The organism is Vallitalea okinawensis, assembly GCF_002964605.1.
Taxonomy (GTDB): domain Bacteria; phylum Bacillota; class Clostridia; order Lachnospirales; family PQDH01; genus Vallitalea_A; species Vallitalea_A okinawensis.
This window is the reverse complement of sequence record NZ_PQDH01000006.1, coordinates 1-26035: the sequence shown is the minus strand read 5'-3', so window position 1 is coordinate 26035 and position 26035 is coordinate 1. Positions and strand designations below refer to the sequence as shown.

The following is a 26035-nucleotide window of genomic DNA, read 5'->3' as shown; positions in this document are numbered from 1 at the left end:
CTTTTCTTTGTATCAATTAGGCACTTACTGCTTCTATACATTTTGGTGAATCATTTTTAGGTGAATTGACGAGAGAAGAAACAGCAAAATTATACATCTCTTCAGAGGGATATGGCTTTAAGAGACCTTTTAATTGTTCAGGATCTTTCACTGTTGGGTCAAGCCATATTTTTTCTTGCTCCCTACCTAATAAAACAGGCATGCGATTATGAATGGGTTGCATCATATCATTGGGTTCTGTAGTAATGATGGTACAGCTACTTATTTTCTCACCTTGTGGATTACGATAAATACTATAAAGACCAGCCATGGAGTAAACTTCATTATTCTTGAATCGTATTAAACGAGGTTCTTTTCCTTCATCAGTCTTCTTCCACTCATAAAAACCATTTGAAAGAATAAGACACCGCTTATGAATAAAGGAGTGCTTATAGGATGCTTTTTCATCAATGGTCTCAGCTCTTGCATTAATCATTTTATAGCCTATTTTTTCGTCCTTAGCCCAATGAGGGATAAAGCCCCATCGTAAATAGCCTGCTCTATAATTATTCCCATCATGTATGACAGAAAGAACAGGTTGACTTGGAGCGATGTTGTATCTTGGGGAATAATGAACATCAAAAACTTCATCGATATTAAATCGATATTCCAATAAACGATACAGATCATCAAAGTCTAGTGTTAATAAAAACCGACCGCACATAAAAATCACCTCTCTTTCTATTGTACCCAAATCATCATTATTAGAAAAGGTAAACTTTGAATATGCCAAACTATCATTGAATATATATTAGAGAAAACTGAAAACATGGTATTCTTAGGAGATGATAGTTTGAGTTTTGAGAAAAAAGCCCATGAATTAGCTGAAATGGTACGACAGACAAGAGAGTATAAAGAAGTTCAAAGGGCTAAGACTTTGATTAATAGGAAACCTCGATTAGCTAATCAGCTAAAAACCTACCAAAATGATCAAAGAAAATTAAGCCGTCAACGATTAAGTAAAGAAGATATGGATAAAAAGATGAAAGTACTACAAGAGGATTTTGATAAATTGAATAAGTATAATGAAACAAGACAATACATGCAATCCATGGGACGTTTAAATGAAAAAATCTATAACATCGTTGAGAAAATATATGAAAGTCTTGAGGAGGATTTGACCTTATAGGAGGGAGACCAATGGTTTGGCAAACAAATAAATATAAGGATGAATTACCAAAAGATACGATCCATAAGATTAGAGGTATCCTTAATCAACATGGAATAGTTCCTATGGAGAAATTCTGGAATAATTCTGCTGAAGATTTTTATTCAGTTACATTGGCAATACCAAAAACAACTTTGAAGTGTAACGGTAAAGGGACTACTTATCTATATGCTTTGGCAAGTGCTTATGGCGAGCTGATGGAACGCTTGCAGAATTTTGCCCCTTTTCGTTTAGGAATGGATTTTGATAATAAAACCAATGAAGTTGGTGGCTTTAAATATGCTCCAGATGAAAAGCAAATAGATGTCAAAGACTTAGTTGATGATCCAGATGAATGGTTTAAGGCTCAAAGACATTTGTTAAATGGTAGAATAGATACACTCACGGAGTTATGGAAGGGAATTTCCTATGAAGAAATTGATGGAGATTTTATAGGTATACCTTTCATGAATCTTATGACCAATAACATATCTTATATACCGATTAAAATGCTTAACAAAATGTATATGTCAAATGGAATGTGTGCAGGAAATACTAGGGAAGAGGCACTAATTCAAGGAATATGTGAAGTCTTTGAGCGGTTTGTTAATAAAGTCATAATAGCCAATAAGATTACAGCTCCAACAATACCTAGAAGCTATCTTTATAAATACGATAGACTAGCTAATATGATTGAGGAGATAGAGAGTAAAGGGTCATATAAAGTTATCGTTAAAGACTGTTCTTTAGGTAAGGGTTATCCGGTTATTGGTGTTATCTTTATCGATCAAAAGACCCATAGCTATTTTGTCAAATTTGGAAGTTTTCCAAAATTTGAAATAGCTGTTGAAAGAACGTTAACAGAATTATTGCAAGGTCAAGACCTACATAAAATGAAGGGATTAACAGCCATTAATTACAAAACAACCAAAGGTGATCACGAGAATTTGATAGGTATACTAGTTAATGGTGTTGGTGAATATCCTAAAGAGTTTTTTGAAGCTAGTGAAGACTATAAATGGCAACCTTGGTCGTATTTTGATGCAGTGGATAGTCATGGACTACTTCTTCAAGTTTTAGGATTTATCAAGGATATAGGTTATGAGGTCTATGCAAGAGACGTTTCTTTTTTGGGATTTCCAAGTTATCATGTTATCATTCCTAATTTTAGTGAAGTTGAGGAACTAACAGACGTAACCTCATTAAAAAAATATACCCGCTATATTAAGATAAAAAAATACCTTCGTCACTTGCATACCTTAAGTGATTTGGATACAAGACAGCTATTGAATCTCTTAAGAGAAGAGGAAATGCATCCACTTAATCCGGTTCAAGGGTTATTAAACCTGAAACTAGATGAACAATCATTACCATGGTATGTTAATAGTATTGCGTTATTGGAAGTTGCCCTCTATGTTAAGCTTGAAGACTATACAGGTGCTTATAGAGCATTATTAACGTATGTTAGTAGTTTTGATGGAGGGAATAGACATAAAACGCCTAGTTATTATCAATGCTTAATGCAATATCTTGAAATGAAAATAGATAATCGTCCCGATGGCTATATCTATGAAACTTTAAAAGATTTTTATGATATAGTGCTCATTGATCATGTTATCTTAGATTTTGAACCATCAAACATCTTGAATAAACATCCAAAAATTTTTAATTGCTTTAATTGTGAAGGGTGCCCAGTAAATCGACATTGTAGTTATGTGGATACCAGAGAAGTCTATTCTGAATTAAAAGAAACCTATGGAGAGAATGAAATTAATCAAAAAGAAGTTTTTAGTGGATTAAGGGTGTAAACAATTGTGTTTACACCTATACTTGTATTTTTCATTGATAATCAATATAATAGTATTATATAATAATGATTTGTTTAGAATATTGATTTATATAGATCGAATGGTTAGAGGGTGATTATATGGAAAGCCTACTAAGTAAAGTGGTAAAAGTGATGAATAAAGTCGTCGATGCTGAGGATATGAAAAAACTCAAAGAAGAATACAATGAGTTTTCATATCAACGATATGAACATGGTTGTGAAATAAAAATGTATTTAATAGAAGGTGTCAGATGTTTTGTCTTTTATCCCGAGAAGTATAAATTAGAACGTACCTTAATCTATACTCATGGTGGTGGGTATGTAGGACCCTTGGACCAAAATCATTTTCGTTTTTGCTCCAGGATTTGTCGTGAAAAAGGGATGAAAATTTATATGGTTGATTATAGTCTCGCACCTTATCAACAATTTCCCAAACCCATGGAAGAAGTAATAGCGGTTTATAAGTATATTATTCAGACAGATTATCCATCAAATATATACTTTATGGGGGACTCGGCAGGCGGTGGACTAGCTTTAGGTACAGTCCTTAAATTAAAGGATGATGGAGAACCTCTACCATCTAAAATTATTTTATTATCCCCTTGGTTAGATATCACCATGACAAACCCTCACATAGAAGATGTGCAGAAAGAAGACAACTTCTTATCATTGGATTATTTAGACGAATGTGCAACCAATTACGCAGGTGATGAGAATAGAAAGAATCCTTATATTTCACCTATGTATGGTGATTATAAAGGACTTCCTCCTATTGTATTTCATGTTGGGACCGATGATATACTTTATCCAGACTGTTTTTTATTCCGGGTAAAAGCAGACAAAGAGGGAGTAGATGTAACCTATCGTGTATGGGAAGACATGATGCATAACTTTATGCTACTGCCCTTCGTCCCAGAAGCAAGAAAAGCTGTTGAGCAGATTATAAAGGATATATAGAATAAACCCAGCGCTTAGCTGGGTTTATTAGAATTAGTAACTATAATTATAGTATTCCTTAAGAAGTTGCTTATATTTCTTGAAATTCTTATTATTTGTCATTTCATATATTGTCATAGCATATCTAAAACACTTATTAGCGCTCTCAGACTCTTTCATTTTATAGAGAACACGTCCTTTTTGATATTGTAAATCAGCAAGCATTAGTAGAGGAGGAGATACTGATTCATTGCAAGCTCTTATACCTTCATCAGCAAAATAGAGAGCTTCCTCATATTCTCTAATATATAATAGCGAATATGAAAGATTATAATTGAGACGTACATAAAAGGATTCATTTCTAGCAGTATAGCAACTTTTAAATGTCTTTATAAGTCGGCTACCTAGTCGAACAGCTTCACGAAATCGGTCACTATTTAAATATAGATTGAGAACACTATTGAGTATTCGCATTTCTTGCAATGAACAATATACTCCAAAAAGCTCGTCCACAGAAATAAAATCTTTTGTAAGAGAAAGAGCTTCTTCAAAGAGCAAGAGACTTTGTTCAATATCATTAGTTTCCTCAAAAGCTATTATACCTTTATACCATAACAGTAATTGTTTATTATCAACTAACTCAAAATCATTTATTGAAGAGGCTTTTTTTAAAGTTCTTTTTAGGGCTTTAAAATTTCTGTGAGATAAATTATTTTCTAATTCTTTCTTTACACGTTGAGTATCTAAAGGGCTTTCATAATTTGATAGTAATAAGTATTGACTCAAGTCCTCACTTAATTTATTGGACAAGGATTCAAGGATCAATGATGAGGGGACATATTGACCTTTTTCTACACGATATATGTATTCTCTTGTGCAGATACCTTCGGCAAGTTGGGATTGAGTTAAGCCCTTCTTCTGCCTTAATTCTTTAACTATATTCCCAAATTTTTCTTTATCCATACATCACACTCCTTATAAATGAGAAGTATAAGTCTATTTTCATTATAACATATAGATGCTATAATAAGTACAAGTTAAAAAGAACATTTGTTATGGGGGAATATAAAATGAGAAAAAATTTAGTTGCATTAGTAATGGTATTAATGATGATTACAACATTGTGGAATCCAATAAAACCTATTGATAACATAGATGATGACCCAATAATTATTATGGCAGTTGAAGATGGTCCTGGCGGAGCATGGTAATATTTTAACAATTATTTAGCCTATGGGGGCTTGACTATATAAATTTAAATTCGCTACTTAAAAGGAAATTTAGTATTCGATTAAGTTAAAGGCAGTTTTCCTAATTAATATTAACCCCGATATAAAAGGAATGTTATACCCATCATTGTAAATGCTTTAGCATTTATTTTAGCCAATATTGTCAAGTCCTTAGAAATTAAGGTGTTAAATAAGTTCCGCTACAACTTATTTAACACCTTTTTATTAACATGATAGTTTTAGGGGAGCACTCCCCCCCTACTTCTAATAAAAATTTACTTCGAGTTCATTTCTTTAGTAAGAGATGGACTTATTTTTTTGCAATATTTATATGTACAAGCCGAGAAACTTCTCCGAAAGAATTTAGAGGTACTTAATGCAAAAAGCTGGCTCAATTGAGTCAGCTTTATAAAAATAAATTTAGTCTACTTTACTTCTAGGTTTCATGGTTTTCTTTTTATCTTTTTCGTAATAGCTTTCTTTTTTTGGTTGCATAGGCATCTGGTGTTGCATAGGCATAGAATGCATAGGTTGCATGCTATACATAGACTGCATAGGCATCATAGAATACATAGGCATCATGCTGTACATAGCTTGCATAGGCATCATTGGGTACATAGGTTGCATGCTATACATAGACTGCATAGCTTGCATAGAATCCATAGGCATCATGGAATCCATAGGCATCATGGAATCCATAGGCATCATATAATCCATCTCATAATCCATATCCATCATGCCCTCCATATCCTCCATAGCCATCATTGGATACATTGGATAAGGCATCATAGCGTACATAGGCATCATAGAATACATAGGCATTTCCATCATATCCATAGACTGCATCATAGGATAATCATATTTATCATACTTATCATGTTTGTCTTGATGACAGCCACACATACCCTTCTTATAACCATAATCTTTTTCCATAAAAATTAATTACTCCCTTCAAAATATCATGGTAATAATACTATATGAAGGTGGACACGTTCTGAGTGTCAAGTAGAGAGGTGTTTTTTGATTTCAAGGATCTAATGGTATGTATAACAAAAAATTCTATTATAAATGTAACATTGGTTACGGAATTTTTTTTTGTATTTACGTATAATAAAGACAAGATCATAAATGTAAATACTATTGGAGGGACCAAAAATGAAGAAATTATTTCATATGGATCAAACCGTTTACGATATAATAAATGCTATACCACAATCAAAGAGAATTTTCGAAGAGATCGGCTTTAAATTAGATGAGGCCAATTTGGCGATGAGTAAAAAAATTACTTTAAAAATGGCTTTAGCGATGAAAAAGGTTACTGCCGAAGTTTTTGAAGAAAAGCTAAGAAGTGCTTTAGAAGAAGGAACAGAAAATCAAGAAAAATTAAGATTACAAGGGGTGTTACCTTGTCCTGTAAAGATTCCATTACTTGAAGCGTATAGTGCTTGGGCTGAAGAGAATGATATGAATGACAAAGTTGATTATGAGTTACAAGCAGCTTCAATGGGATTGGATTGGCTTGTAGATGCTATCGACGGAAAAGATAATGATGATGCTATTGCAGATGTCTTTATCTCAGCAGGATTTGACTTGTTCTTTGACAAAAATCTTATAGGTAAGTTCAAAGACAAAGGTGTTTTTAAGGATATTACAGGATTCGATCGCTTTAATAAAGATTTTGATAATGAAGAAATGAGCTTAAAAGATCCTGATGGACATTACTCCATTATAGCTGTCGTTCCAGCTGTATTCTTGGTTAATACTGATGAGTTAAATGGACGTACTGCACCAAGAACATGGGAAGACTTATTAAAACCTGAATTTGAGAACAGTGTAAGTTTACCAGTAGGTGATTTTGATCTATTCAATGCTATATTAATTAATATCTATAAAAAATATGGAGAAGAAGGGGTTAGAAAACTTGGTAAATGTATGATGATGGATATGCATCCAGCCGAGATGGTGAAATCACATCGTAAACCACAGCGTCCTGCTGTAACCATTATGCCGTATTTCTTTACGAAGATGACAAAGAATGGTGGACCAATGGAAGCTGTTTGGCCAGCCGATGGTGCTATCATTAGCCCAATATTCTTATTAAGTAAAGCATCAAAATCAGAAGAAGTTAAGCCTCTTGTGGATTTCTTTGCATCACAAGAATTAGCTGAAATCTTATCTTATAATGGTAAGTTTCCAAGTACTCGTCCAGGTTTTGATAACATGTTATCACCAGATCAAAAGTATATGTGGATTGGTTGGGATTTCATTAAAGAAAATGATATTAACCAGATCATTAAAACTTGTGAAAAACTCTTTGATGAGGGTAGACAATAGAAAGTGTTAGTGAAGGAGGACTTGACATGAATCTAGTAACGATATCAGGACCACCGTCATCTGGTAAAACAGCGGTGATCTTAAAGACTATAGAAGCAATGAAAGAAAGAAATTTATCAGTGGGTGTTGTTAAGTTTGATTGTTTATATACAGACGATGATGAACTTTATGAAAAAGCAGGAATACCTGTTAAGAAAGGACTTTCTGGCTCACTGTGCCCTGACCATTACTTCGTAAGTAATATCGAAGAAGTAGTTCAGTGGGGGTTAGAGAGAGAATTAGATCTCTTAATTACAGAGAGTGCAGGTCTTTGTAATAGATGTTCACCATACATCAAAGATATTAAGGCAATCTGCGTCATTGATAATTTAAGTGGTATTAATACACCTAAAAAGATTGGACCGATGCTCAAATCAGCAGATATTGTTACCATTACAAAAGGTGATATTGTATCTCAAGCAGAACGAGAAGTATTTGCCTCAAAAGTTAATTCAGTTAATTCGAATGCTGTGGTTATGCACATCAATGGATTGACAGGTCAAGGTGCTTATGAATTAAGTACATTGCTTTATACGGAAGAAGATAACATTGATACAGTAAAAGGTAAAAAACTTCGTTTCTCAATGCCTTCTGCCATGTGCTCCTATTGTTTAGGAGAGACACGTATTGGTGATGATTATCAGCTTGGTAACGTGAGAAAAATGAAATTAGGTGATGAAAATGATAACAACAAATAAGTTAAAGCAATTAACCATTCAAGAATTAATTGATAACTATCCATTCGTGGAGATTTATTTTGAAGATAATAAACTTGATATTGATACCTTTAAAAATCAGACATTTATAGATTATCTTAATCATTTTACTGAAGAAGATATTGAGGAATGGGCAATTGATACAAGTAAACTAGAGAAGGATCTTATTGCATATATTAACCAGATGATTGATATGCTAGGAATTGAAGAAGAAGACATCGTAGATTCTTTAACCATCATAGCAGGAACAGATAAATCTGGGAATGCAGAAGGATTTGATGAATTAACTATCCGTAAAAGTGAGATTATATCTATTGTAGGACCAACAGGTTCTGGTAAGAGTCGCCTCTTAGCGGATATCGAATGGACAGCACAAGGTGATACGCCTACTAGTAGAAAGATCTTTATCAATGGAGAGAAACCTGATATGAAATGGCGTTTTTCTTCAAGTAATAAGTTAGTTGCCCAACTATCACAAAACATGAATTTCGTTATGGATTTAAGTGTTGGTGAGTTTCTAGAGTTACATGCAGACAGCCGCTTGGTTGAAAATAAAGAAAGTATTATTCAGAAAATCATTGAAGCTGCTAATAACCTTGCAGGGGAAAAGTTTGACTTAGAGACACCAATCACCCGTTTAAGTGGTGGTCAATCACGTGCTCTTATGATTGCTGATACAGCTATCTTAAGTTCATCACCAATCGTTCTTATTGATGAGATTGAAAATGCAGGGATTGATCGTAAAAAAGCACTTGAATTGTTAGTTGGAGAAGAAAAGATTGTTATTATGGCAACACATGATCCATCCCTGGCTTTAATGGGGGATCGACGAATTGTTATTCAGAATGGTGGTATTTATAAAGTTATTGAGACAACAGACGAAGAGAAGCAAATTTTAACGAAGCTTGATGAGATGGATCGTTATATCAGTGGGTTGAGACAAGATTTACGATATGGTAATTCATTGATTTAAATTAAAACTCGCTTGATGTTATTAACCTTATAACATATATCAGTGATTATATAAGCAATAGTAATTTTAAAATTAATAAAGTATATGAGTAACAGTAACAAAATAAATTATCTGGAGGAATTTAAGATGCATGAAGGATGTTCAGGATCATTTGATAATGGTAAACAAGTTGTAGATAAGATTAGAATGATGGGCTTTTCAGCACAGTACATGCCAGTACCACTTAATATTACTTGTGTTGATTGTGGTGATGACTTTGAAATGGAAAAGTTCGAAGGGAAATGCCCAAAATGTGATATGGTATATGGTGTAACACCTTGCCACGCATTTGACCCAGACAATGTAATGGCGGCCGGAAAAGACTATTAAGAAAAAGATCCTATCTCAGTTAAAATCCCAATGTACCCCTTAAACCGCTGAGATAGGGTTTTTTCATATAGATATATTTTATTATTCCGTAACCTTAGGTTACGGTTTTTTTTGAAGTATACAAATAATCATTATTTCTCATTCCGTAACCTAGGTTACGGATTTTTTTTGTTAAATACTATACAATTATATATGTAATCAAGGGAAACAAGTAAGAAAGAAAATAAATATTAAGAGCAGATAGCTCTAATAAATATGACAACAAAGTAGAGGCTGAGTGTGATATGAAAAAGGTTAAGTCATTTATTCAAAACTATCTAAAAAGAAATAAGCAGGTAGCGCCAGAGAGCGAGAGGAGAGATCATATGTCAAATAACATGTTTTGTTTTCAATGTCAAGAGGCTGCAAAAGGTACTGGGTGTACAATCAAAGGTGTATGTGGTAAGACTCCAGAAGTTGCAGGAGTGCAAGACTTATTAATCTATACTTTAAAAGGTGTGTCTTTATTAGCAGTTAAAGGTGCAGAAGCTGGAATCAACTTAGATAAAGCCCATAAAGTTGTAATGGAAGGTTTATTCATGACTATTACAAATGCCAACTTTGATGAAGCTAAAATCATTGATAAAGTTAAAACAGCATTAGCAGTTAGAAAAGAGCTTGAAGAAGCATTAAGTGCAAAAGGTGTTGATCTTACAAACTTACCAGATGCAGCAGTTTGGTATTCTGAAAGTGATGCAGCGATTAAAGCAAAAGCTGACAGCGTTGGCGTAAGCATTCTAGCTACAGAAAACGAAGATGTAAGATCATTAAGAGAATTAATCATTTATGGTGTTAAAGGTATGGCAGCTTATGCTGAGCATGCATATAACTTAGGTAAAATAAATGAAGATGTATTTAAGCATATGGAAAAAGCTTTAGCAGGTACATTAGATGATACATTAAGTGCTGATGATTTAGTTGCATTAACACTTGAAACTGGTAAATACGGTGTAGACGTAATGGCATTATTAGATGCTGCTAATACAGAAGCATACGGTAATCCAGAGATCTCAGAAGTTAATATTGGTGTTGGTGATAAACCTGGTATCTTAATTTCAGGTCATGACTTAAAAGATATTGAAGAATTATTAGCTCAAACAGAAGGAACTGGTGTTGATGTTTATACACATTCTGAAATGTTACCAGCTCACTACTATCCAGCATTCAAAAAATATGACCATTTTGTAGGTAACTATGGTAATGCGTGGTGGAAGCAAACTGAAGAATTTGAGAAGTTCAACGGACCAGTATTATTTACTACAAACTGCTTAGTTCCACCAAAAGCTTCTTATAAAGATCGCGTGTACACAACTGGTCAAGCTGGTTTTGATGGTGTAACACACATTGCTGATCGTGTTGAAGGTGGTACTAAAGACTTCTCAGCGATCATTGAGCATGCTAAAAAATGTGCAGCGCCAACTGAAATTGAAACAGGTAAAATCGTAGGTGGTTTTGCTCATGCACAAGTATTTGCATTAGCTGATAAAGTAGTTGAAGCTGTTAAAACAGGTGCAGTTAGAAAATTCGTTGTTATGGCTGGTTGTGACGGTCGTATGAAATCAAGAGACTACTATGCAGAATTTGCAGATAAGTTACCAAAGGATACAATCATATTAACTGCTGGTTGTGCAAAATATAGATATAATAAATTAGATTTAGGTGATATCGGAGGTATTCCTCGTGTACTTGATGCAGGTCAATGTAACGACTCCTACTCATTAGCAGTAATCGCCTTAAAACTTAAAGAAGTGTTTGAATTAGAAGATATTAATGATTTACCAATCGCTTATAATATTGCTTGGTATGAGCAAAAAGCTGTTATCGTATTATTAGCTTTACTTCACTTAGGTGTTAAAAATATTCACTTAGGACCAACATTACCAGCGTTCTTATCACCAAACGTTGCAAACGTATTAGTTGAGAACTTTGGTATTGGCGGAATCACAAGTGTTGATGAAGATATTGCTAAAATGATCGGTTAAGATTAAGAAAAGTATAAAGACCTAATTTCGATTTTGAATCGAAGCTAGGTCTTTTTGTTTATAATAAATTGTTTTCATATCCTTTTTGATATTCTTTTATTTCTTCAGGCCATAGCTTCAATGAATTTCTCATATCTTCTGTTACACGAAGTTGATGAGGGGTATACACTTGACTATCCTTAATAACAAGACTGCCACCAAGCTCAGGGATAGCTTCTCTTTGTTTAGCATTAGGTACATCTATAGCTTTACTAGGCTTTTCTGCGTACCAATAAGCTACACTTGAGATCTCATTGGCTAAACGATTGGCATGTCCATTTTCAATGGTCACTTTGATCTCTTTTTGGAAGTAAACAGGGTTTTCAAGATGATGGACATAACTGGTTTGATAGTGCTTAGTATCTGCTACAAAGATACTAGAGCCATTACGCATAAATGCGTTTGGTTGCATGCCCCAAGCCTGATTTAAATAATCTTCTGCACCAGTACCATGCAGATCAGGTGGCCATTTATATCCATCTACCCAAATCATATCATCGCCTTCACCCCACCAAGAGTGGCTTTTGAGAAGAGTTACACTTATATTACAACCAATGTAATGACCTTTACCCTCTGTCTCAAGAATAACATAGTTGTTATCCCATGCATCTCTCTCTTTATTGGGGATATTAGCACTTTTTGAATTGAGCAATAGGTCATGACCCCATCCTGGAAATGGACAGTTACGACGAAACTCTGCATGAAAATAACCAGAATCTTTCACTACTTCTTCTGATACAATTTCATAATCGATATAAAAATATTGATAATGGCTCTTATCACTTTCGTTAATGAGCTCAATAACTGCACGTTCTTTGAAAGGCATGGGAACATAGCAATTAAGTGCACATCCCTTTTCGAATTTATTTTCACAATCCGGGTTGGCTGATGCAGTAAAGAGTAAAGACTGATAAGAGTTAACAATACCATGTCCTAATCCAAAAAAATCACCTAGCGGACAGAGAACACTTGGATGATCAGCATTGTCCCAAGTAATTTTGATTAGACAGTTACGATAATCACGACCTTGTGTCATCCAAATATGCTTGATGATTCCGGGGCCTTTTATATCAGCTAAGACCACAGTTTCATGAGGTTTAAGTACCCAAGCATCTTTGTTTCTTCCCTCTTGGTCGTAAGAAGATGAACGTAGCGTTTTTCTATTCCTAATTTTAGTTAGATCCATTAAATTCATGTCTAACATCCTTTCATCAAAGTCTATTATATCCTCATTATAGAACAATCATGAAAGTCTTGTATTTAGCAAGAATTGTTCTTTATTTAACCAATATTGCTGTATGACCAACAAAAAAAGCATATGATAATGAACTTCAAAAGGTCATTGTCATATGCTTTATTATTAATTTTAATAAGCTTCAGTTATCTTTACGTCAACTTCTTGTGTTAAATCAATGATAGTTCCATCTACCTTAACAAGAGGCTTATTAACAGCCTTAGGATTAATGAAAACAATCTCACCGATATGACCAGTATTTAACTTAACTTTTGTATCCTTATAACTATTAGCTGTCATGGTAATAAATTTATTGGCTAAAGAATAATCAAGTTTAGATACGGAAATAGACTTAATGTACTGAAGAGCATCTAAAGGAACTATTTTTTTGCGATAAGGTCTCTCCTGAGTCATTGCTTCATAAATATCTATGATGGATATAATCTTAGCAAACTTATGTATTTGATCTCCCTTGTAATGCATAATGTAACCGCTTCCGTCTACACGCTCATGATGCATTAAAACACCTAATTTAACAGATTGAGGTAAGTCATGATTCTCAATCATTTTATAACTATGTAACACGTGATTTTGCAACGTATTGACTTCATCATTAGATAAAGGTCCTGGTTTATAGATAAGTTCAGGCTCTATTTTTGTCTTACCAATATCATGTAAAAGTGCACATGTTGCTAGTAACTCGATCTCTTCATCGTCCATATCCAAGAACTTACCAAAGATTTGACTGATTATACTTACATTCAAACAGTGGTTAAAAGTAATTGAATCCTGAGACTTCATAAAGGATAAATAACTAAAAATATTGGATGAATGTGATAAATGATTTATGATGTCTTCTCCAATTTTCTTTATTTCTCCTGGTTGAATTTCTTTTCCCTCTTCAATCTCTTTGAAGTTATTCTTGATTTGATCAGCAACTTCGTTATAGTTTTCTTCGAACTCTCTAATATTTTCGTACTGGTTCTTTGGATCAAATTCTATCTCAAAATCCACTGGGTCAACTGTAGGAATATCAGAAGTACTAAACTTTTTAACCATTACAGTTTCAACGTTATGTAAATTGAGTTTCACAATGATTTTTTTGGTAATCATGGAATCTTTTCGAGCGATCATAACGCCAGATGTGTTGTAAATATCTTGAGCTAAAAAATGTTCATTAGCTTTCAAAGCGTTAACGGGGAAGGAAATAACTGAATTCATAAAACCCCTCCTAAAGGCGGAAATTGTTTATCTATAATAATATTATATGGAATTCGATTTAGTGTCAATACATAAAATGCAGTATATTGGCTAAATTAAGAAAAAAATATCACTATCTTAAGTAAACTGTAAAAAATAGAAATTAATTGGATGGTGTTTTACTCAATTATTTTTGTTCTTTATACAATTTTCACAATAACCATATAGTTCTAATTTGTGCTCAGTCAGTTTAAAATGCTTCTCCTCAACTAAGGTATTGAGTTCTTTTATTGGACAATAATCAATAATATCTGTCTTGCCGCAAGACCGACAAATGATATGATGGTGGTGAGTATGAACCTGTACCAATTTATAGTTAGCAATACCATCTTCAGATAAAATCTTATGAACCAAATGGAGTTCTTCCAATAATAAAAGATTTCTATAAACTGTGGACATATTGATATGTGTGTTTATTTTCTTTGCTTGGCATAGAATAGTATCTGCACTTAAAAAACTAGATTGATGATTAATTAAAACCTGAAGAATATTTCTTCTTTTCTCAGTGGTTTTATATCCTTTATGGTTCATTTCATTTAATATATTTTCTAACTCCATTAGCATGCTCCATATAATTTTAAATTTGTCTACTTATTTATATATAAATTATACCATAATATGACCTGAAAATCCAACATACCTCTATATTATTTCCCTTTAATTCAGCCTAATTTTGCTTGAACTCTATGTAGGATTCTGATATAATATTACATGAAAATGCAACTCAGTTGCAAAACTTATATTAACTTACTGATTAAATGTTCTATCATTTTGGTAACAATAGGTAATAAAGTGATAATTTCATAAAGTAATGAGGTGAAACCATGCGTATTAAGAAGATAAGTATTAACTTATTAATAATGATATTTTTGCTAGCAGGTTGTACAACTGAAGGTCAAGAAACAAAACTATATAATGATCAGATGACTGTGGCAGTATCCATACCTCCACAAAAAGCATTCGTTGAAGCCATATCAGAAGGTCATGTGGATGTAGTAACAATGATTCCTCCTGGAAGTAGTCCAGCAAATTATCAGCCGACAGCAAAACAGATGCAGGGCTTAAGTGAAGCAGCTATTTACTATACAATTGAAGTACCAGCAGAAGTTGCTTTTATCCAACCTAAAATAAAAGATTTTAACAAAGATATTAAGATTGTAGATTTATTTGAAGAAGTAGAAGAAATTTATCCAGTTAGAAATTTTGAAGATGAACATGATGAACATGATGAACATGATGAAGAGTTAGATACCCATGATGAGAATGAAGATCATAACGATGATGTAGATGAGCATGATGACAATGATGAACACGTTGATGGAGAAGATATCCAAAATGATCATGATCATACAGGAAGCGATCCACATATCTGGTTATCTCCAGCACGAGTACAAGTAATGGTTCAAAGCATAGCAGATTCATTAAGTGAAATTGATCCAAGTCGTGCAGATGTTTATAAGGAAAATGCAGATAATTACATCAAAGAATTGCAAGAGCTAGATACGTATATTCAAAATAATGTAAAATCAGGAGCCTCTTTTATCATGTATCATCCTTCTCTAGGGTATTTTGCAGATGATTATGGTCTTAATATGACTGCAATAGAAGTATCAGGAAAAGAAGCAACGGCTAAAGAAATGGAATCTATTATTGATTATGCTAAGCAAGAAGGTATCAAAGTGATTTTCTATCAGGCTGAGTTTAGTAGTAAGCAAGCAGAAATCATTGCCAAAGAGATTGGTGGTAGCGTCATGCAAATTGATATCCTATCAGAAGATTATATCAATAATATGAAGAATATTACTGATACCATAGCCAAGAATAGTAACTAAAAGAAAAAAGGTGTATAATAAAGGAAAGAAAATAGGAGTTGAAAGAAGTGATCCTTCAAGTCAATGATGTAAGCGTAGCTTATGGTGAAAACTGTGTTCTAGATAATGTGGATTTAACCATAGATGAGAAAGAAATGATAGCTATTACAGGGGATAATGGTTCAGGTAAAACCACTTTAATCAAGGTGATTACTGGATTAACAAAACCTACTAATGGAAGTGTTTTCACTAATGGCAATTTAAATGTAGGGTATGTACCTCAATTAACAAAATTTGATAAGGACTTTCCTATTAGTGTTGAGCAAGTCATATTAAGTGGATGTCTTAGGAAAGAATTAAAGCTTTTCTATACATATACCCACAAAGACAAGAAATATTGTAAGGGTATCATGAAAGACTTGCATATTTATGAACTAAGAAAAAGAACTCTGAATACTTTATCAGGTGGACAGTTGCAAAAAGTATTGATCGGAAGAGCATTGGTAACTAAACCAAATTTACTGATACTTGATGAACCAACAGCCAGTATTGATGATTCAACAACAGATGAGATATTTGCTCTATTAAAAAACATAGCAAAAGATATAACCGTTCTCATCGTCAGCCATGATCAAAAAAGAGTACGTACTTATCCAGATAAAATCTATGAAGTTAAAGACACATGTATAAGAAGAATTAAATAGGAAATTACGATTTAATTTTCTAAGATGAATGGGGAATGATGATGTTTCAATATACTTTTATACAAAATGCATTTGTTGCTGCCATCTTAACCAGCATCATATGTGGTATAATCGGAACGATTATCGTTGAGAAAAAACTAGTGATGATGAGTGGTGGTATAGCACATGCATCTTTCGGGGGAATTGGTTTAGGATTTCTATTAGGTATAGAGCCTATAATGGGTGGTCTTCTGTTTGCTATCCTATCAGCGTTAGGTGTTGTTAAGATAAAAGATGTCATCGGTACAAAAGCTGATACACTTATTGCCATGTTTTGGTCCGTGGGAATGGCACTTGGTATTTTATTTATAGCTCTGACACCGGGATATCCACCGGATATGACTTCCTATTTATTTGGAGATATCTTAGCAGTCTCCACCAGTGATATCTATATAACAGCCTTTTTAACAGTTATTATTATCTTCGTTATTGCCTCTTTATTTGTATATTGGCAAGCCTATTTATTTGATGAGGAATATTTGAAGGTGAAGGGCTTTAATGTTAAGACATTTGAGTATATCCTGTATGTATTGATTTCCATTGCAATTATTATAGTGGTAAAGGTTGTTGGAATTGTGCTGATCATTGCATTATTAACCATACCTACTTCTATCGCAAAGATGTATAGTCGTAACTTAAGGAATTTAATGTTCTTATCTATATTAATTAGTATTATTATTTGTGTAGCAGGATTATACATATCCTACTATATTGAAATTCCATCTGGAGCAACGATTATTTTGACAGGAAGCCTATTATATATACTGCATTATTTTGTCAAGTAGAAAGTATCAACTATATCTTGACAATTAGTATGCCTTATTGTAAGATAATTTTAAATACGAATAGAAACGTTGAAGAGAAGTAGTAAATAAGACTTTTTATCACAGAGAAGAGACCCAAGGCTGTAAGGTTTCTATAAAGAGTTTATTGAACCCATCTCAGAGTTCTGTGTGATGAATACAGCGTTTAACCTTGCGTTAAAAGGTGCTTAAGAGGATATGTATGGAAAAATACGTATCAATTAGGGTGGTAACGCCGGATACCTCGGTCCCTTTGTGGGGATGGAGGTTTTTTTGATACCTTTTTTAACCTAGTGAGATCATTTAAACCTAGTAATATTAATGAGAGGAGCTAAAAAAATTATGGGAAAAAACAAGAAGTTAGTAGAAGCAATCACTTCAATGGATGAAGATTTTGCAAAATGGTATACAGATGTCGTTAAGAAAGCAGAATTAGTTGATTATTCAAGTGTAAGAGGGTGTATGGTACTAAAGCCCTATGGTTATGCAATTTGGGAACTCCTTCAACAACAACTAGACCAACGTCTAAAAGCTACAGGACACCAAAATGTCTATATGCCTATGTTCATTCCAGAAGGGTTATTACAAAAGGAGAAAGACCACGTGGAAGGTTTTGCACCAGAGGTGGCATGGGTAACTCACGGTGGATCTGAGAAGTTAACAGAAAGATTATGTGTACGTCCAACATCTGAAACATTATTCTGTGAGCATTATGCCAACGAAATTGAATCATATAGAGATTTACCTAAGCTTTATAACCAATGGTGTTCTGTTGTACGATGGGAGAAGACAACACGTCCATTTCTTAGAACATTAGAATTCCTATGGCAAGAAGGACATACAGCTCATGCTACTGCAGAAGAAGCACAGGAAGAAACAATAAATATTCTTAACCTGTATGCTGAATTCTGTGAAAACATCCTAGCTATTCCAATGATTAAAGGTCAAAAGACAGACAAAGAGAAATTTGCAGGTGCAGAAAGAACTTATACCATTGAAAGTTTGATGCATGATGGTAAAGCATTACAATCTGGAACATCCCATAATTTTGGTGACGGATTTGCTAAAGCCTTCGGTATTCAATACACAGATAAAGATAATAAGTTAAGTCATGTACATCAAACATCATGGGGTGTTACAACACGCCTTATTGGCGCTATTATAATGGTACATGGTGATGATAGTGGATTAGTATTACCACCTGCTATAGCCCCAACACAATTAAGAATAATACCTATAGCTCAACATAAAGAAGGTGTTCTTGACAAAGCAAATGCCCTTAAAGAACGTTTAAGTAAAATTGCTCGTGTTGACATAGATGATAGTGATAAGAGTCCAGGATGGAAGTTCTCTGAATGTGAAATGAAAGGTATTCCTGTAAGATTAGAAATCGGTCCAAAAGACATTGAAAAGAATCAAGCTGTTCTTGTGAGAAGAGATAACCGTGAGAAGATATTTGTTTCTCTTGATGAATTAGAAACTAAAGTAGCTGAGCTTCTTGATCAATTACAACATGAACTTCTTGACAAAGCCCGTGTTCATAGAGATGAACACACCTATATGGCTACTAGCATGGAAGAATTCGAAAAGACGATCAACGAAACACCAGGATTCATCAAAGCGATGTGGTGCGGCGATCAAGCCTGTGAAGACATGATCAAAGAGAAAACAGGAGCTACTTCACGATGTATGCCATTTGTTCAAGAACGCCTCAGTGATAAATGTGTATGCTGCGGTAAAGAGGCAGAGAACATGGTTATTTGGGGTAAGGCTTATTAAAAGAATCATAAGTATTAAGAGGTGTGTATTTGTTAAATATAGTTGGAAATAAATCTATATTTGCAATTAAATAAAGTGAGAAACTAATTTATAGTGATCATTTTAAAGTGATATTAATTTAACTTACGAAATATCTTATGGAAATGGAACACTAAAACCCACAGATGAGAATAAAATACTTTTGATTACAAAGAACCACCGTGTAGAGAATTATATGCACGGTGGTTTAATAATACTTAAAAAAATAAAAAAAATACTTTACCTGTCGTAGTAATTATGGTATACTTTAGTTACTACGACAGATGAAGTACGACAAACGTAGTACGATAAGTGAAGTAATGTAACTAAAATGATTAGTTTATATAATGCAAATAATGATAGGAAGGAGTAATTAATTGATAAGCAGCGATGTCATACGAGGATATAATGATACGATTATTCTGTATTTATTATTAAACGAAGCTTCTTACGGATATGAGATATCAAAGAACATCAAAGAACTTTCAGACGAAAAGTATATCATCAAAGAAACAACACTATATTCAGCCTTTAATCGTCTGATGAAAAATGGCTATATTGAATCATTTTTTAAGGAAGAAACCCATGGGAAACGACGTAAGTATTATAGAATAACCCAAGCAGGCATAGACTATTATAGAGAAAAATGCACTGAATGGGAGTTGACGAAGGAAGTCATCAATCGATTTGTGAGGGAGGAATTGATCAATGGAAACAATCATTAATTATTTAGAAAATATGTTTGCAACTTTACCAAAAACAAAGCAAATGAACAGTTTGAAAGAAGATTTATTAGCTAATATGGAAGATAAATATAATGAGCTAAAAAGAAATGGTAAAACAGAAAATGAAGCCATTGGTATCGTTATTTCTGAATTCGGTAATATCGATGAGCTAGTTAAGGAGTTTGGTATTAAACTAGAAGAGAAAAAGGAGCAGCTTCCAATGCTCACTGATGATCAAGTTAATAAGTATCTTGAAGCAAATAAAAAGATGAGTAAAGTCATTGGAATAGGCGTATTTTTATGTATCATTGGAGCAGCGGTATTAATCTTAATGATCCAATTAAGTGAAGATGGATTATTAACAGGGTTAACTGGAGATGCTGGTGCTATAATAGGTCTAGTTCCATTATTAGTACTTGTTGCATTAGGTGTTGGATTAATGATTTATTCTGGTACGACTATGGAAAGATTTAAGTATATTGAGGATGACTTCGAATTACCAACTTATCTAAAAAAGTCTATTGAAAATAAGATGGAAGCTTTTCACCCAACGTATACTTTATCCACAATATTAGGTGTTGTGTTATGTATTTTATCACCAATTGCACTCTTTATGGCTGTAGCCTTTAATAATTATTCAATACTTTTAGGAGTAGTTATTTTATTATTAATCGTTTCAATAGCTGTTTACATCTTCATTTACTTTGGATCTATTTACACAGGCTACAAAAAATTATTGAAGATTGATGAATATGCAAGGGTAAACAAAGAGAATAACAAAGTGATTAATGCAGTTGCTGCAGTTATATGGCCTCTCGCAGTTGCTATCTTTTTAATAAGTGGTATGGTCTATCATCAATGGCATATCAATTGGATTGTATTCCCCATTACTGGTCTGTTATTTGCAATGTTCAGTGGTGCATATAATGCATTAAATGAAAAAGATTAAAACATATAATCCCCCTTTAAAATAAAGGGGGATTAACTTATACTTTAAACCTATACCCAGCATCCCAGATGGTCGCAATATATTGATATGAAGACATGCAATATGGTTAACTCCCCAAAAGGGGAGTTTTTTATTTACGTAAATATAGTTTTAGGAGAAAAGTATATCTGAATAAATTTTAGAAAAACTTTAGAAAATTTTAGAAAAACTTTAGAAATAGTTTATTTAGCTTTAGAAGTTCTTGGATAGAATGGACGTATCGATTTATACAATAAAAGTGAGATAATGTAAAGGAGAGTATCGGGTGAAGAATAATGAACTTTCAGAACTGAACCAAGATAAGAACTTTTTGGGTAGAATTTCAGACATTTTTATTAAGCGGTTTAGAGTAGTCTATTTGATTATTATTGGATTAGTTGTTATGGGGTACTTGATATATCAAGGAATGCCGAGGGAATCAATGCCAGAAATAAGTGCTAATAGGATTAACATTAGCGTTAGTTATCAAGGTGTTTCAGCAAAGGATATTGAGTCATTGGTGACAGATCCTTTAGAAAACGTGCTTGAAAATGTAGATGATCTGGATACTATATCATCTACATCTAGAACAGGTAATTCCACAATTATGTTAAGTTTTAATGAAGGCACAGATATGGATGATGCTATGACTGATGTTAGGGATAAGGTATCAGATGTATCGTTGCCAGAAGGAGCTATGCCTCCAAAGATTTTAGAACTTAAGAGCTCTGAGATGCCAATCATGCGTTTGACTGTAACAGGCGATGTAAGTATGACAGAGTTAAAGTATTATGGTGAAGTGATTCAAGAGCAAATTGAAAGTGTCACAGGTGTTAATAATGTAGAATTGAGTGGTGGCTATACAAGAGAAATTCAAATTCTTGTGAAGCAATCGGAGCTAGCTCGATATGATTTAACTATTAGCGCTATAACCAACAGTATTAATAGTAGTAATGTATCCCTTCCTTTAAGTAATATGGATCTTGAAGGTGAAAACTACAATCTTCGAATCGATGAATCAGTTTCGTCCCTTGATGACATAGCTAATATTGTTGTACGTGCAGATGAAAACAGTTACATATTACTAAAGGATGTTGCAGTAATTAGTGATGGTTTTAAGATACCATCGGAGTATTCATATTATTACATCAATAACGAAGATGAGGTTAAAGATTCAGAAGCGGCTATTTATTTACAAGTGTTTAGAGATGATAATTATGATATGGTCAAGCCAGCCCAGGATATTACTAATTTAGTGGTAAATGAACGTGATAAATTCTTGCCAGAAAATATTAACGTCATTATCACTCAAGATGAAAGTTTGAGTGTCTCTAATGAATTGAATACAGTACTTGATAGTGCTATTTCAGGGTTTTTAGTGGTTATTGTCGTCTTATTTTTATTTATTGGTTTAAATGAGGCGTTGATCGTAGCATCGGTAATTCCACTATCCTTATTCATAGCAGTCATTCTTCTGGACTTAAACAATATGACATTTAATACACTTACATTAACAGGTTTTATAATTGCGTTAGGTTTGCTTGTGGATAACGCTATTGTTATTCTTGAAAATATTGATAGATTACGAGATCTAGGTACTGATCGGTTAAGTGCCAGTAGTCATGGTACTAATCAAGTAGCTCCAGCAATATTGGCTGCATCAATGACGACTATTGTGGCTTTTCTGCCATTATTGCTTATGAATGGTACTGTTGGAGAAATGATTAGATCATTGCCGATGACGATTGTCATCAGTATAATTGCCTCTTTCCTGGTTTCTATTGTAATAACACCAGCCCTTAGTTCAAGATTCCTATCCAAATATAAAGGTGGTCATAAGGAGAATGTTTCCAAACAGTTCAAATGGATGGCTATATATGGTTCAAGTATTTTTGTGGCACTATTGACCTTAATAGCCTTCAGAGATTTTGGGCTATGGTCTATTCCTTTTGCCCTGTTGGTCAGTGGACTAATGTTAGTTAAGAAGCTTAAGTTTACATACAATAAGAAAGAAGAAAGTAAGTCATTAGCACAAAGATATAAAAGATTTTTAGCAAAAATAATGAATAATAATAAAAGGAAAATAAGTGTTATTATATTAAGTATTTTATTGTTTTTTGGGAGTTTATCTGTTCTTTTGACCAGTAGAGTATCCATTGAATTATTTCCAATGGAAGATCCAGATGTTATTACAATATCTGTGACCACGCCAGAAGGATCTCTGTTGGATGATACAAGAGAAGTTGTATATAAAATAGAAGAAAAGCTGTTTAAATATGATGATATTAAATCCTTTAACTCCAGTATGGGTGCTGGAGAAGGTGGAAGCATGAGGGACTCAGCCCTTAGTTCAAGTAATGAAGCGGAGATAGAAATAGATTTAAAAGAAGATCGCGGGATGAGTGGAATTGAGCTAATGTCATTGATACGTGAAGATGTATCAACTGTAGCAGGTGGAGATATTATCGTAGATGCTAATTTGAGTGCTGGTATGGCAAGTGAAGATATTAGTGTATCATTTAAAGGTGATGATCCTGATGAAATTGAACAAGTTGGATATGCCTTTTATGAACAGCTGTTAAGTACAGATGGTGTTGTCAATCCGAACTTTTCAAGTACTAGCGGTGCTAAAGAACTGATAATTAGCATTGATGAGATAAAAGCCGCAAGCTACGGATTTAATGCTGCGACACTTTCACAAGAAATAAGAAATCGGATTGATGGCATTAAAACGATTAATTATACAGAAAACGATAAAGAGGTTGATGTGACGGTTTATGTTGACAAAGATCAGATAACTTCAGTAAAAGATTTTGAAAAACTCTATTTCACTAGTCAAAAAGGAGAGATATTTTACTTTTATGACGTGGCTGCTATTGAGGTGGCTGATGCTATTAGGACAATAAGTCATCAAGATGGTCAAAATGTAGTTACTATATCTGCAGATGTTGACCCTGCCTATGACCTAAACAGTGTTGTAAATGATTTCAATGATAAAACAGAGCATATTACCTTGCCTAGTGGAGTTGAAGAAGTGACAGGTGGTGGATTTGGTGATATGACAGATACTATGAATAGTATGATGCTTGGCTTGGCAGCCGCAATTATGTTAGTTTATATAATCCTTTCTATTCAGTTTAATTCACTTCATCAGCCATTGACTATACTATTTAGCGTACCTTTGGCAATAACAGGTGTTATGTTTGGTTTGCTCATTACAGGGAACAATCTAGGATTTTATGCCATGATGGGAATTGTAGCATTAGTAGGTATTGCTGTAAATGATGCCATAGTTTTGATAGATTATATGAACTATCTAAGAGGTCAAGGGATAGAGAAAAACGAAGCGATTCTTGAAGGTGTAAAAACCAGATTTACTCCAGTATTTGCAACATCAATAACAACCATTGGTGGGGTTTTACCATTGGCAGTATTTAATGCAACATACGGGCAGCTAGGTATTGCATTGATTTTTGGACTAGTTGCATCTACTTTTTTAACCCTTTTAGTTATTCCAGTTGTCTATTCAGCTATGGATACGATGGTAACGTGGATTAAATCAAAATTAGGTATTTTTATAGAGCATGATGATAATGAAGATAGCGAGGACTTAATATGAAGAGAATAGTAGTGATATTGGTATTAGCCTTAATGATGGCAATAATAACAGCTTGTGTAGGCGAAGGACAGTTGAACAATGAAATTATAGAAGTTGATATGAAACAGGCAATGGAAACTATTCCTGTCGAAGCAATAAAGTTAACAAAGGAATCCATTAATGAAGAAGTGTATACATTTGGTTATTTAGAGCCAAACGATTCATATTTTGTAACACCTTTTAGTACAGGAATTGTGGAGGAAATTGCTGTCTCTATTGGCGATGTTGTTTCTGAAGGCGACTTACTATACCAACTTGAAGCCAATGATTTAGAATTATCTAATGACAGAGATATGTTGCAGCAAGAAAGTTCAGTGACAAATGCTAAGAATACTTTAGTAAACCAGGAGTTAAGTCTTAAACAAAGAAAAGGTGATCTTGAATCTAGAGAGTTAAGCCTAAATTCAGCAAAAGAAGATTATGAAAATACATTAAGTTTATTTGAAAGCAGGTTTGTATCAAAGGCTGAGCTGGATGCAACCTTAAGAAATTATGAACAAGCTCAAATAAATTATGAACAGGCCATTTTAAGTTATGAAACAACTGAATCTAATTATAATTTGGCTAAAGCTTCATACGATGATGCATTAAAGAACTATGAATTTGCGCAGAAAGATTTTGCAGAGCGACGCGATGATATTGCAATAGTTGCTCCAATCAGTGGTTTGGTTACAGACATAACAGTTCAGACAGGAGTCATGAATACCGGTAATTTGGGTGTTACAATCATTGATTCATCTAATATGATCTTAAAAGTAAAAATCATGGAAAAGTATAAACCGACTATCATGGAAGGTCAGAAAGTACGATTAGTTTTTGAGTATATGGATGAGGTTGTTAAAGGAGAGGTTACAGGTATTTCAATGACAGCAAACTCAGGATTTTATCCTGTGGAAATCACTATCGACAATCAAGATAAGACCTTATCTTCTGGGATGTATGTTGAAGGGTATATACAGATTAATACAAAAGAAAATGTGTATGTCGTGGATAAAACAACAGTCCTTACAGATATAAACAATAACAGTTATGTTTACATCATTGATCATGAAAAACAAAAAGCTAAAAAGGTAAATGTAGAACTTGGGATTAAAGATGATGATAGGGTTGAGATTAGTGGTGATCTTGAGGTCGGAGACGAGGTTATAGTGATTGGCCAAGACTATGTTGTTGATGGTCAACCAATCGTTATAGGGGAGTAAATAAAGTAGAGTAGTTAAAAAATAATAAGCAGAATGATAATGCGCTAGAAGGGAGTGTAACATTAATTGTGTAAAAATCCAATCTGGTTATGTATAGTTAGTTGGATTTTTCTTCCATATTTATAAATTACCCATATTTTTCTTAAATATGCGTATACTACACTT

The 26035-nt window shown here is 33.6% G+C and carries 23 protein-coding genes and 1 other annotated feature; of the genes, 17 read left to right on the top strand and 6 right to left on the bottom strand.

Features of this window, described 5'->3' with window-relative positions:
• Positions 1 to 16: 16 nt before the first annotated feature.
• A complete protein-coding gene (locus tag C1Y58_RS16115; protein ID WP_105617120.1) occupies positions 17 to 703 on the bottom strand; it encodes an SOS response-associated peptidase in 687 nt (228 codons plus the stop codon).
• A 129-nt stretch (positions 704 to 832) separates the two neighbouring features.
• Here C1Y58_RS16115 and C1Y58_RS16110 point away from each other — a divergent pair, with 129 nt between their 5' ends.
• From C1Y58_RS16110 to C1Y58_RS16100, 3 genes are all read left to right on the top strand, one after another.
• Entirely contained in the window at positions 833 to 1168 is a 336-nt protein-coding gene (locus C1Y58_RS16110) for a YlbF/YmcA family competence regulator (RefSeq protein ID WP_157950150.1), read from the top strand.
• Between the two features lie 11 nt (positions 1169 to 1179).
• Positions 1180 to 2994, top strand: coding sequence for a YcaO-like family protein (locus tag C1Y58_RS16105; protein WP_105617118.1), 1815 nt, complete (start codon positions 1180 to 1182; stop codon positions 2992 to 2994).
• 119 nt (positions 2995 to 3113) lie between these two features.
• The gene (locus C1Y58_RS16100) at positions 3114 to 3971 is read left to right on the top strand and encodes an alpha/beta hydrolase (RefSeq protein WP_105617117.1); all 858 of its coding nucleotides are present in this window, start codon (positions 3114 to 3116) and stop codon (positions 3969 to 3971) included.
• A gap of 33 nt (positions 3972 to 4004) precedes the next feature.
• Here C1Y58_RS16100 and C1Y58_RS16095 read toward each other — a convergent pair whose 3' ends face one another.
• A complete protein-coding gene (locus C1Y58_RS16095) occupies positions 4005 to 4913 on the bottom strand; it encodes a helix-turn-helix domain-containing protein (protein ID WP_105617116.1) in 909 nt (302 codons plus the stop codon).
• Between the two features lie 107 nt (positions 4914 to 5020).
• Here C1Y58_RS16095 and C1Y58_RS26500 point away from each other — a divergent pair, with 107 nt between their 5' ends.
• Complete coding sequence (locus tag C1Y58_RS26500; protein WP_157950149.1) at positions 5021 to 5161, top strand: hypothetical protein; 141 nt, start codon at positions 5021 to 5023, stop codon at positions 5159 to 5161.
• Positions 5162 to 5599: 438 nt separating this feature from the next.
• Here C1Y58_RS26500 and C1Y58_RS16090 read toward each other — a convergent pair whose 3' ends face one another.
• Positions 5600 to 6112 carry a hypothetical protein gene (locus C1Y58_RS16090; RefSeq protein ID WP_105617115.1) on the bottom strand — a complete coding sequence of 171 codons (513 nt, stop codon included), beginning with the start codon at positions 6110 to 6112 and terminating at the stop codon, positions 5600 to 5602.
• A gap of 222 nt (positions 6113 to 6334) precedes the next feature.
• Between C1Y58_RS16090 and C1Y58_RS16085 the strand changes: the two genes are divergently transcribed.
• From C1Y58_RS16085 to hcp, 5 genes are all read left to right on the top strand, one after another.
• Positions 6335 to 7513: an ABC transporter substrate-binding protein gene (locus C1Y58_RS16085; protein WP_105617114.1), complete on the top strand. Its 1179-nt coding sequence runs from the start codon at positions 6335 to 6337 to the stop codon at positions 7511 to 7513.
• A gap of 26 nt (positions 7514 to 7539) precedes the next feature.
• Positions 7540 to 8250, top strand: coding sequence for a GTP-binding protein (locus C1Y58_RS16080; protein ID WP_105617113.1), 711 nt, complete (start codon positions 7540 to 7542; stop codon positions 8248 to 8250).
• A complete protein-coding gene (locus C1Y58_RS16075; RefSeq protein ID WP_105617112.1) occupies positions 8234 to 9241 on the top strand; it encodes an ATP-binding cassette domain-containing protein in 1008 nt (335 codons plus the stop codon). Before C1Y58_RS16080 ends, C1Y58_RS16075 begins: the two co-directional genes overlap by 17 nt.
• A gap of 126 nt (positions 9242 to 9367) precedes the next feature.
• Positions 9368 to 9610: a hypothetical protein gene (locus tag C1Y58_RS16070; RefSeq protein ID WP_105617111.1), complete on the top strand. Its 243-nt coding sequence runs from the start codon at positions 9368 to 9370 to the stop codon at positions 9608 to 9610.
• A gap of 365 nt (positions 9611 to 9975) precedes the next feature.
• Complete coding sequence (gene hcp, locus C1Y58_RS16065; RefSeq protein WP_242985413.1) at positions 9976 to 11631, top strand: hydroxylamine reductase; 1656 nt, start codon at positions 9976 to 9978, stop codon at positions 11629 to 11631.
• Positions 11632 to 11689: 58 nt separating this feature from the next.
• Here hcp and C1Y58_RS16060 read toward each other — a convergent pair whose 3' ends face one another.
• The 3 genes from C1Y58_RS16060 to C1Y58_RS16050 all read right to left on the bottom strand — a co-directional run bounded on the left by C1Y58_RS16060 (position 11690) and on the right by C1Y58_RS16050 (position 14722).
• Positions 11690 to 12865 carry a glycoside hydrolase family 172 protein gene (locus C1Y58_RS16060; protein WP_157950148.1) on the bottom strand — a complete coding sequence of 392 codons (1176 nt, stop codon included), beginning with the start codon at positions 12863 to 12865 and terminating at the stop codon, positions 11690 to 11692.
• A gap of 171 nt (positions 12866 to 13036) precedes the next feature.
• Positions 13037 to 14125, bottom strand: coding sequence for an HD-GYP domain-containing protein (locus tag C1Y58_RS16055; RefSeq protein ID WP_105617109.1), 1089 nt, complete (start codon positions 14123 to 14125; stop codon positions 13037 to 13039).
• 162 nt (positions 14126 to 14287) lie between these two features.
• Complete coding sequence (locus C1Y58_RS16050) at positions 14288 to 14722, bottom strand: Fur family transcriptional regulator (protein WP_157950147.1); 435 nt, start codon at positions 14720 to 14722, stop codon at positions 14288 to 14290.
• 266 nt (positions 14723 to 14988) lie between these two features.
• Between C1Y58_RS16050 and C1Y58_RS16045 the strand changes: the two genes are divergently transcribed.
• The 8 genes from C1Y58_RS16045 to C1Y58_RS16010 all read left to right on the top strand — a co-directional run bounded on the left by C1Y58_RS16045 (position 14989) and on the right by C1Y58_RS16010 (position 25870).
• Positions 14989 to 15996 (top strand): metal ABC transporter solute-binding protein, Zn/Mn family, encoded by a 1008-nt coding sequence (locus tag C1Y58_RS16045; protein ID WP_105617107.1) that lies wholly within the window; start codon positions 14989 to 14991, stop codon positions 15994 to 15996.
• Between the two features lie 47 nt (positions 15997 to 16043).
• A complete protein-coding gene (locus C1Y58_RS16040; RefSeq protein WP_105617106.1) occupies positions 16044 to 16679 on the top strand; it encodes a metal ABC transporter ATP-binding protein in 636 nt (211 codons plus the stop codon).
• Positions 16680 to 16720: 41 nt separating this feature from the next.
• On the top strand, positions 16721 to 17503 hold the full coding sequence (locus C1Y58_RS16035) for a metal ABC transporter permease (RefSeq protein ID WP_242985412.1): 783 nt from the start codon (positions 16721 to 16723) through the stop codon (positions 17501 to 17503).
• A 60-nt stretch (positions 17504 to 17563) separates the two neighbouring features.
• Positions 17564 to 17777, top strand: a binding site (T-box leader).
• An 86-nt stretch (positions 17778 to 17863) separates the two neighbouring features.
• The gene (proS, locus tag C1Y58_RS16030; RefSeq protein ID WP_105617104.1) at positions 17864 to 19300 is read left to right on the top strand and encodes a proline--tRNA ligase; all 1437 of its coding nucleotides are present in this window, start codon (positions 17864 to 17866) and stop codon (positions 19298 to 19300) included.
• A 395-nt stretch (positions 19301 to 19695) separates the two neighbouring features.
• Positions 19696 to 20043, top strand: coding sequence for a PadR family transcriptional regulator (locus C1Y58_RS16025; RefSeq protein ID WP_105617103.1), 348 nt, complete (start codon positions 19696 to 19698; stop codon positions 20041 to 20043).
• Positions 20027 to 20992 (top strand): permease prefix domain 1-containing protein, encoded by a 966-nt coding sequence (locus C1Y58_RS16020; protein WP_105617102.1) that lies wholly within the window; start codon positions 20027 to 20029, stop codon positions 20990 to 20992. The genes C1Y58_RS16025 and C1Y58_RS16020 overlap by 17 nt, the downstream gene beginning before the upstream one ends.
• A 304-nt stretch (positions 20993 to 21296) precedes the next feature.
• On the top strand, positions 21297 to 24629 hold the full coding sequence (locus C1Y58_RS16015) for an efflux RND transporter permease subunit (RefSeq protein ID WP_105617101.1): 3333 nt from the start codon (positions 21297 to 21299) through the stop codon (positions 24627 to 24629).
• The gene (locus tag C1Y58_RS16010) at positions 24626 to 25870 is read left to right on the top strand and encodes an efflux RND transporter periplasmic adaptor subunit (RefSeq protein WP_105617100.1); all 1245 of its coding nucleotides are present in this window, start codon (positions 24626 to 24628) and stop codon (positions 25868 to 25870) included. Before C1Y58_RS16015 ends, C1Y58_RS16010 begins: the two co-directional genes overlap by 4 nt.
• Positions 25871 to 26035 lie beyond the last annotated feature (165 nt).

Excerpts from the sequence above, each read along its gene's own strand:
- C1Y58_RS16105 (WP_105617118.1), top strand. The coding sequence starts at position 1,180 with ATGGTTTGGCAAACAAATAAATATAAGGATGAATTACCAAAAGATACG.
- C1Y58_RS26500 (WP_157950149.1), top strand. The coding sequence starts at position 5,021 with ATGAGAAAAAATTTAGTTGCATTAGTAATGGTATTAATGATGATTACA.
- C1Y58_RS16055 (WP_105617109.1), bottom strand. The coding sequence starts at position 14,125 with ATGAATTCAGTTATTTCCTTCCCCGTTAACGCTTTGAAAGCTAATGAA.
- C1Y58_RS16010 (WP_105617100.1), top strand. The coding sequence starts at position 24,626 with ATGAAGAGAATAGTAGTGATATTGGTATTAGCCTTAATGATGGCAATA.
- hcp (WP_242985413.1), top strand. The coding sequence starts at position 9,976 with ATGTCAAATAACATGTTTTGTTTTCAATGTCAAGAGGCTGCAAAAGGT.
- C1Y58_RS16095 (WP_105617116.1), bottom strand. The coding sequence starts at position 4,913 with ATGGATAAAGAAAAATTTGGGAATATAGTTAAAGAATTAAGGCAGAAG.
- C1Y58_RS16090 (WP_105617115.1), bottom strand. The coding sequence starts at position 6,112 with ATGGAAAAAGATTATGGTTATAAGAAGGGTATGTGTGGCTGTCATCAA.
- C1Y58_RS16085 (WP_105617114.1), top strand. The coding sequence starts at position 6,335 with ATGAAGAAATTATTTCATATGGATCAAACCGTTTACGATATAATAAAT.
- C1Y58_RS16115 (WP_105617120.1), bottom strand. The coding sequence starts at position 703 with ATGTGCGGTCGGTTTTTATTAACACTAGACTTTGATGATCTGTATCGT.
- proS (WP_105617104.1), top strand. The coding sequence starts at position 17,864 with ATGGGAAAAAACAAGAAGTTAGTAGAAGCAATCACTTCAATGGATGAA.
- C1Y58_RS16080 (WP_105617113.1), top strand. The coding sequence starts at position 7,540 with ATGAATCTAGTAACGATATCAGGACCACCGTCATCTGGTAAAACAGCG.
- C1Y58_RS16060 (WP_157950148.1), bottom strand. The coding sequence starts at position 12,865 with ATGAATTTAATGGATCTAACTAAAATTAGGAATAGAAAAACGCTACGT.
- C1Y58_RS16050 (WP_157950147.1), bottom strand. The coding sequence starts at position 14,722 with ATGGAGTTAGAAAATATATTAAATGAAATGAACCATAAAGGATATAAA.
- C1Y58_RS16035 (WP_242985412.1), top strand. The coding sequence starts at position 16,721 with ATGTTTCAATATACTTTTATACAAAATGCATTTGTTGCTGCCATCTTA.
- C1Y58_RS16020 (WP_105617102.1), top strand. The coding sequence starts at position 20,027 with ATGGAAACAATCATTAATTATTTAGAAAATATGTTTGCAACTTTACCA.
- C1Y58_RS16045 (WP_105617107.1), top strand. The coding sequence starts at position 14,989 with ATGCGTATTAAGAAGATAAGTATTAACTTATTAATAATGATATTTTTG.
- C1Y58_RS16070 (WP_105617111.1), top strand. The coding sequence starts at position 9,368 with ATGCATGAAGGATGTTCAGGATCATTTGATAATGGTAAACAAGTTGTA.
- C1Y58_RS16075 (WP_105617112.1), top strand. The coding sequence starts at position 8,234 with ATGATAACAACAAATAAGTTAAAGCAATTAACCATTCAAGAATTAATT.
- C1Y58_RS16100 (WP_105617117.1), top strand. The coding sequence starts at position 3,114 with ATGGAAAGCCTACTAAGTAAAGTGGTAAAAGTGATGAATAAAGTCGTC.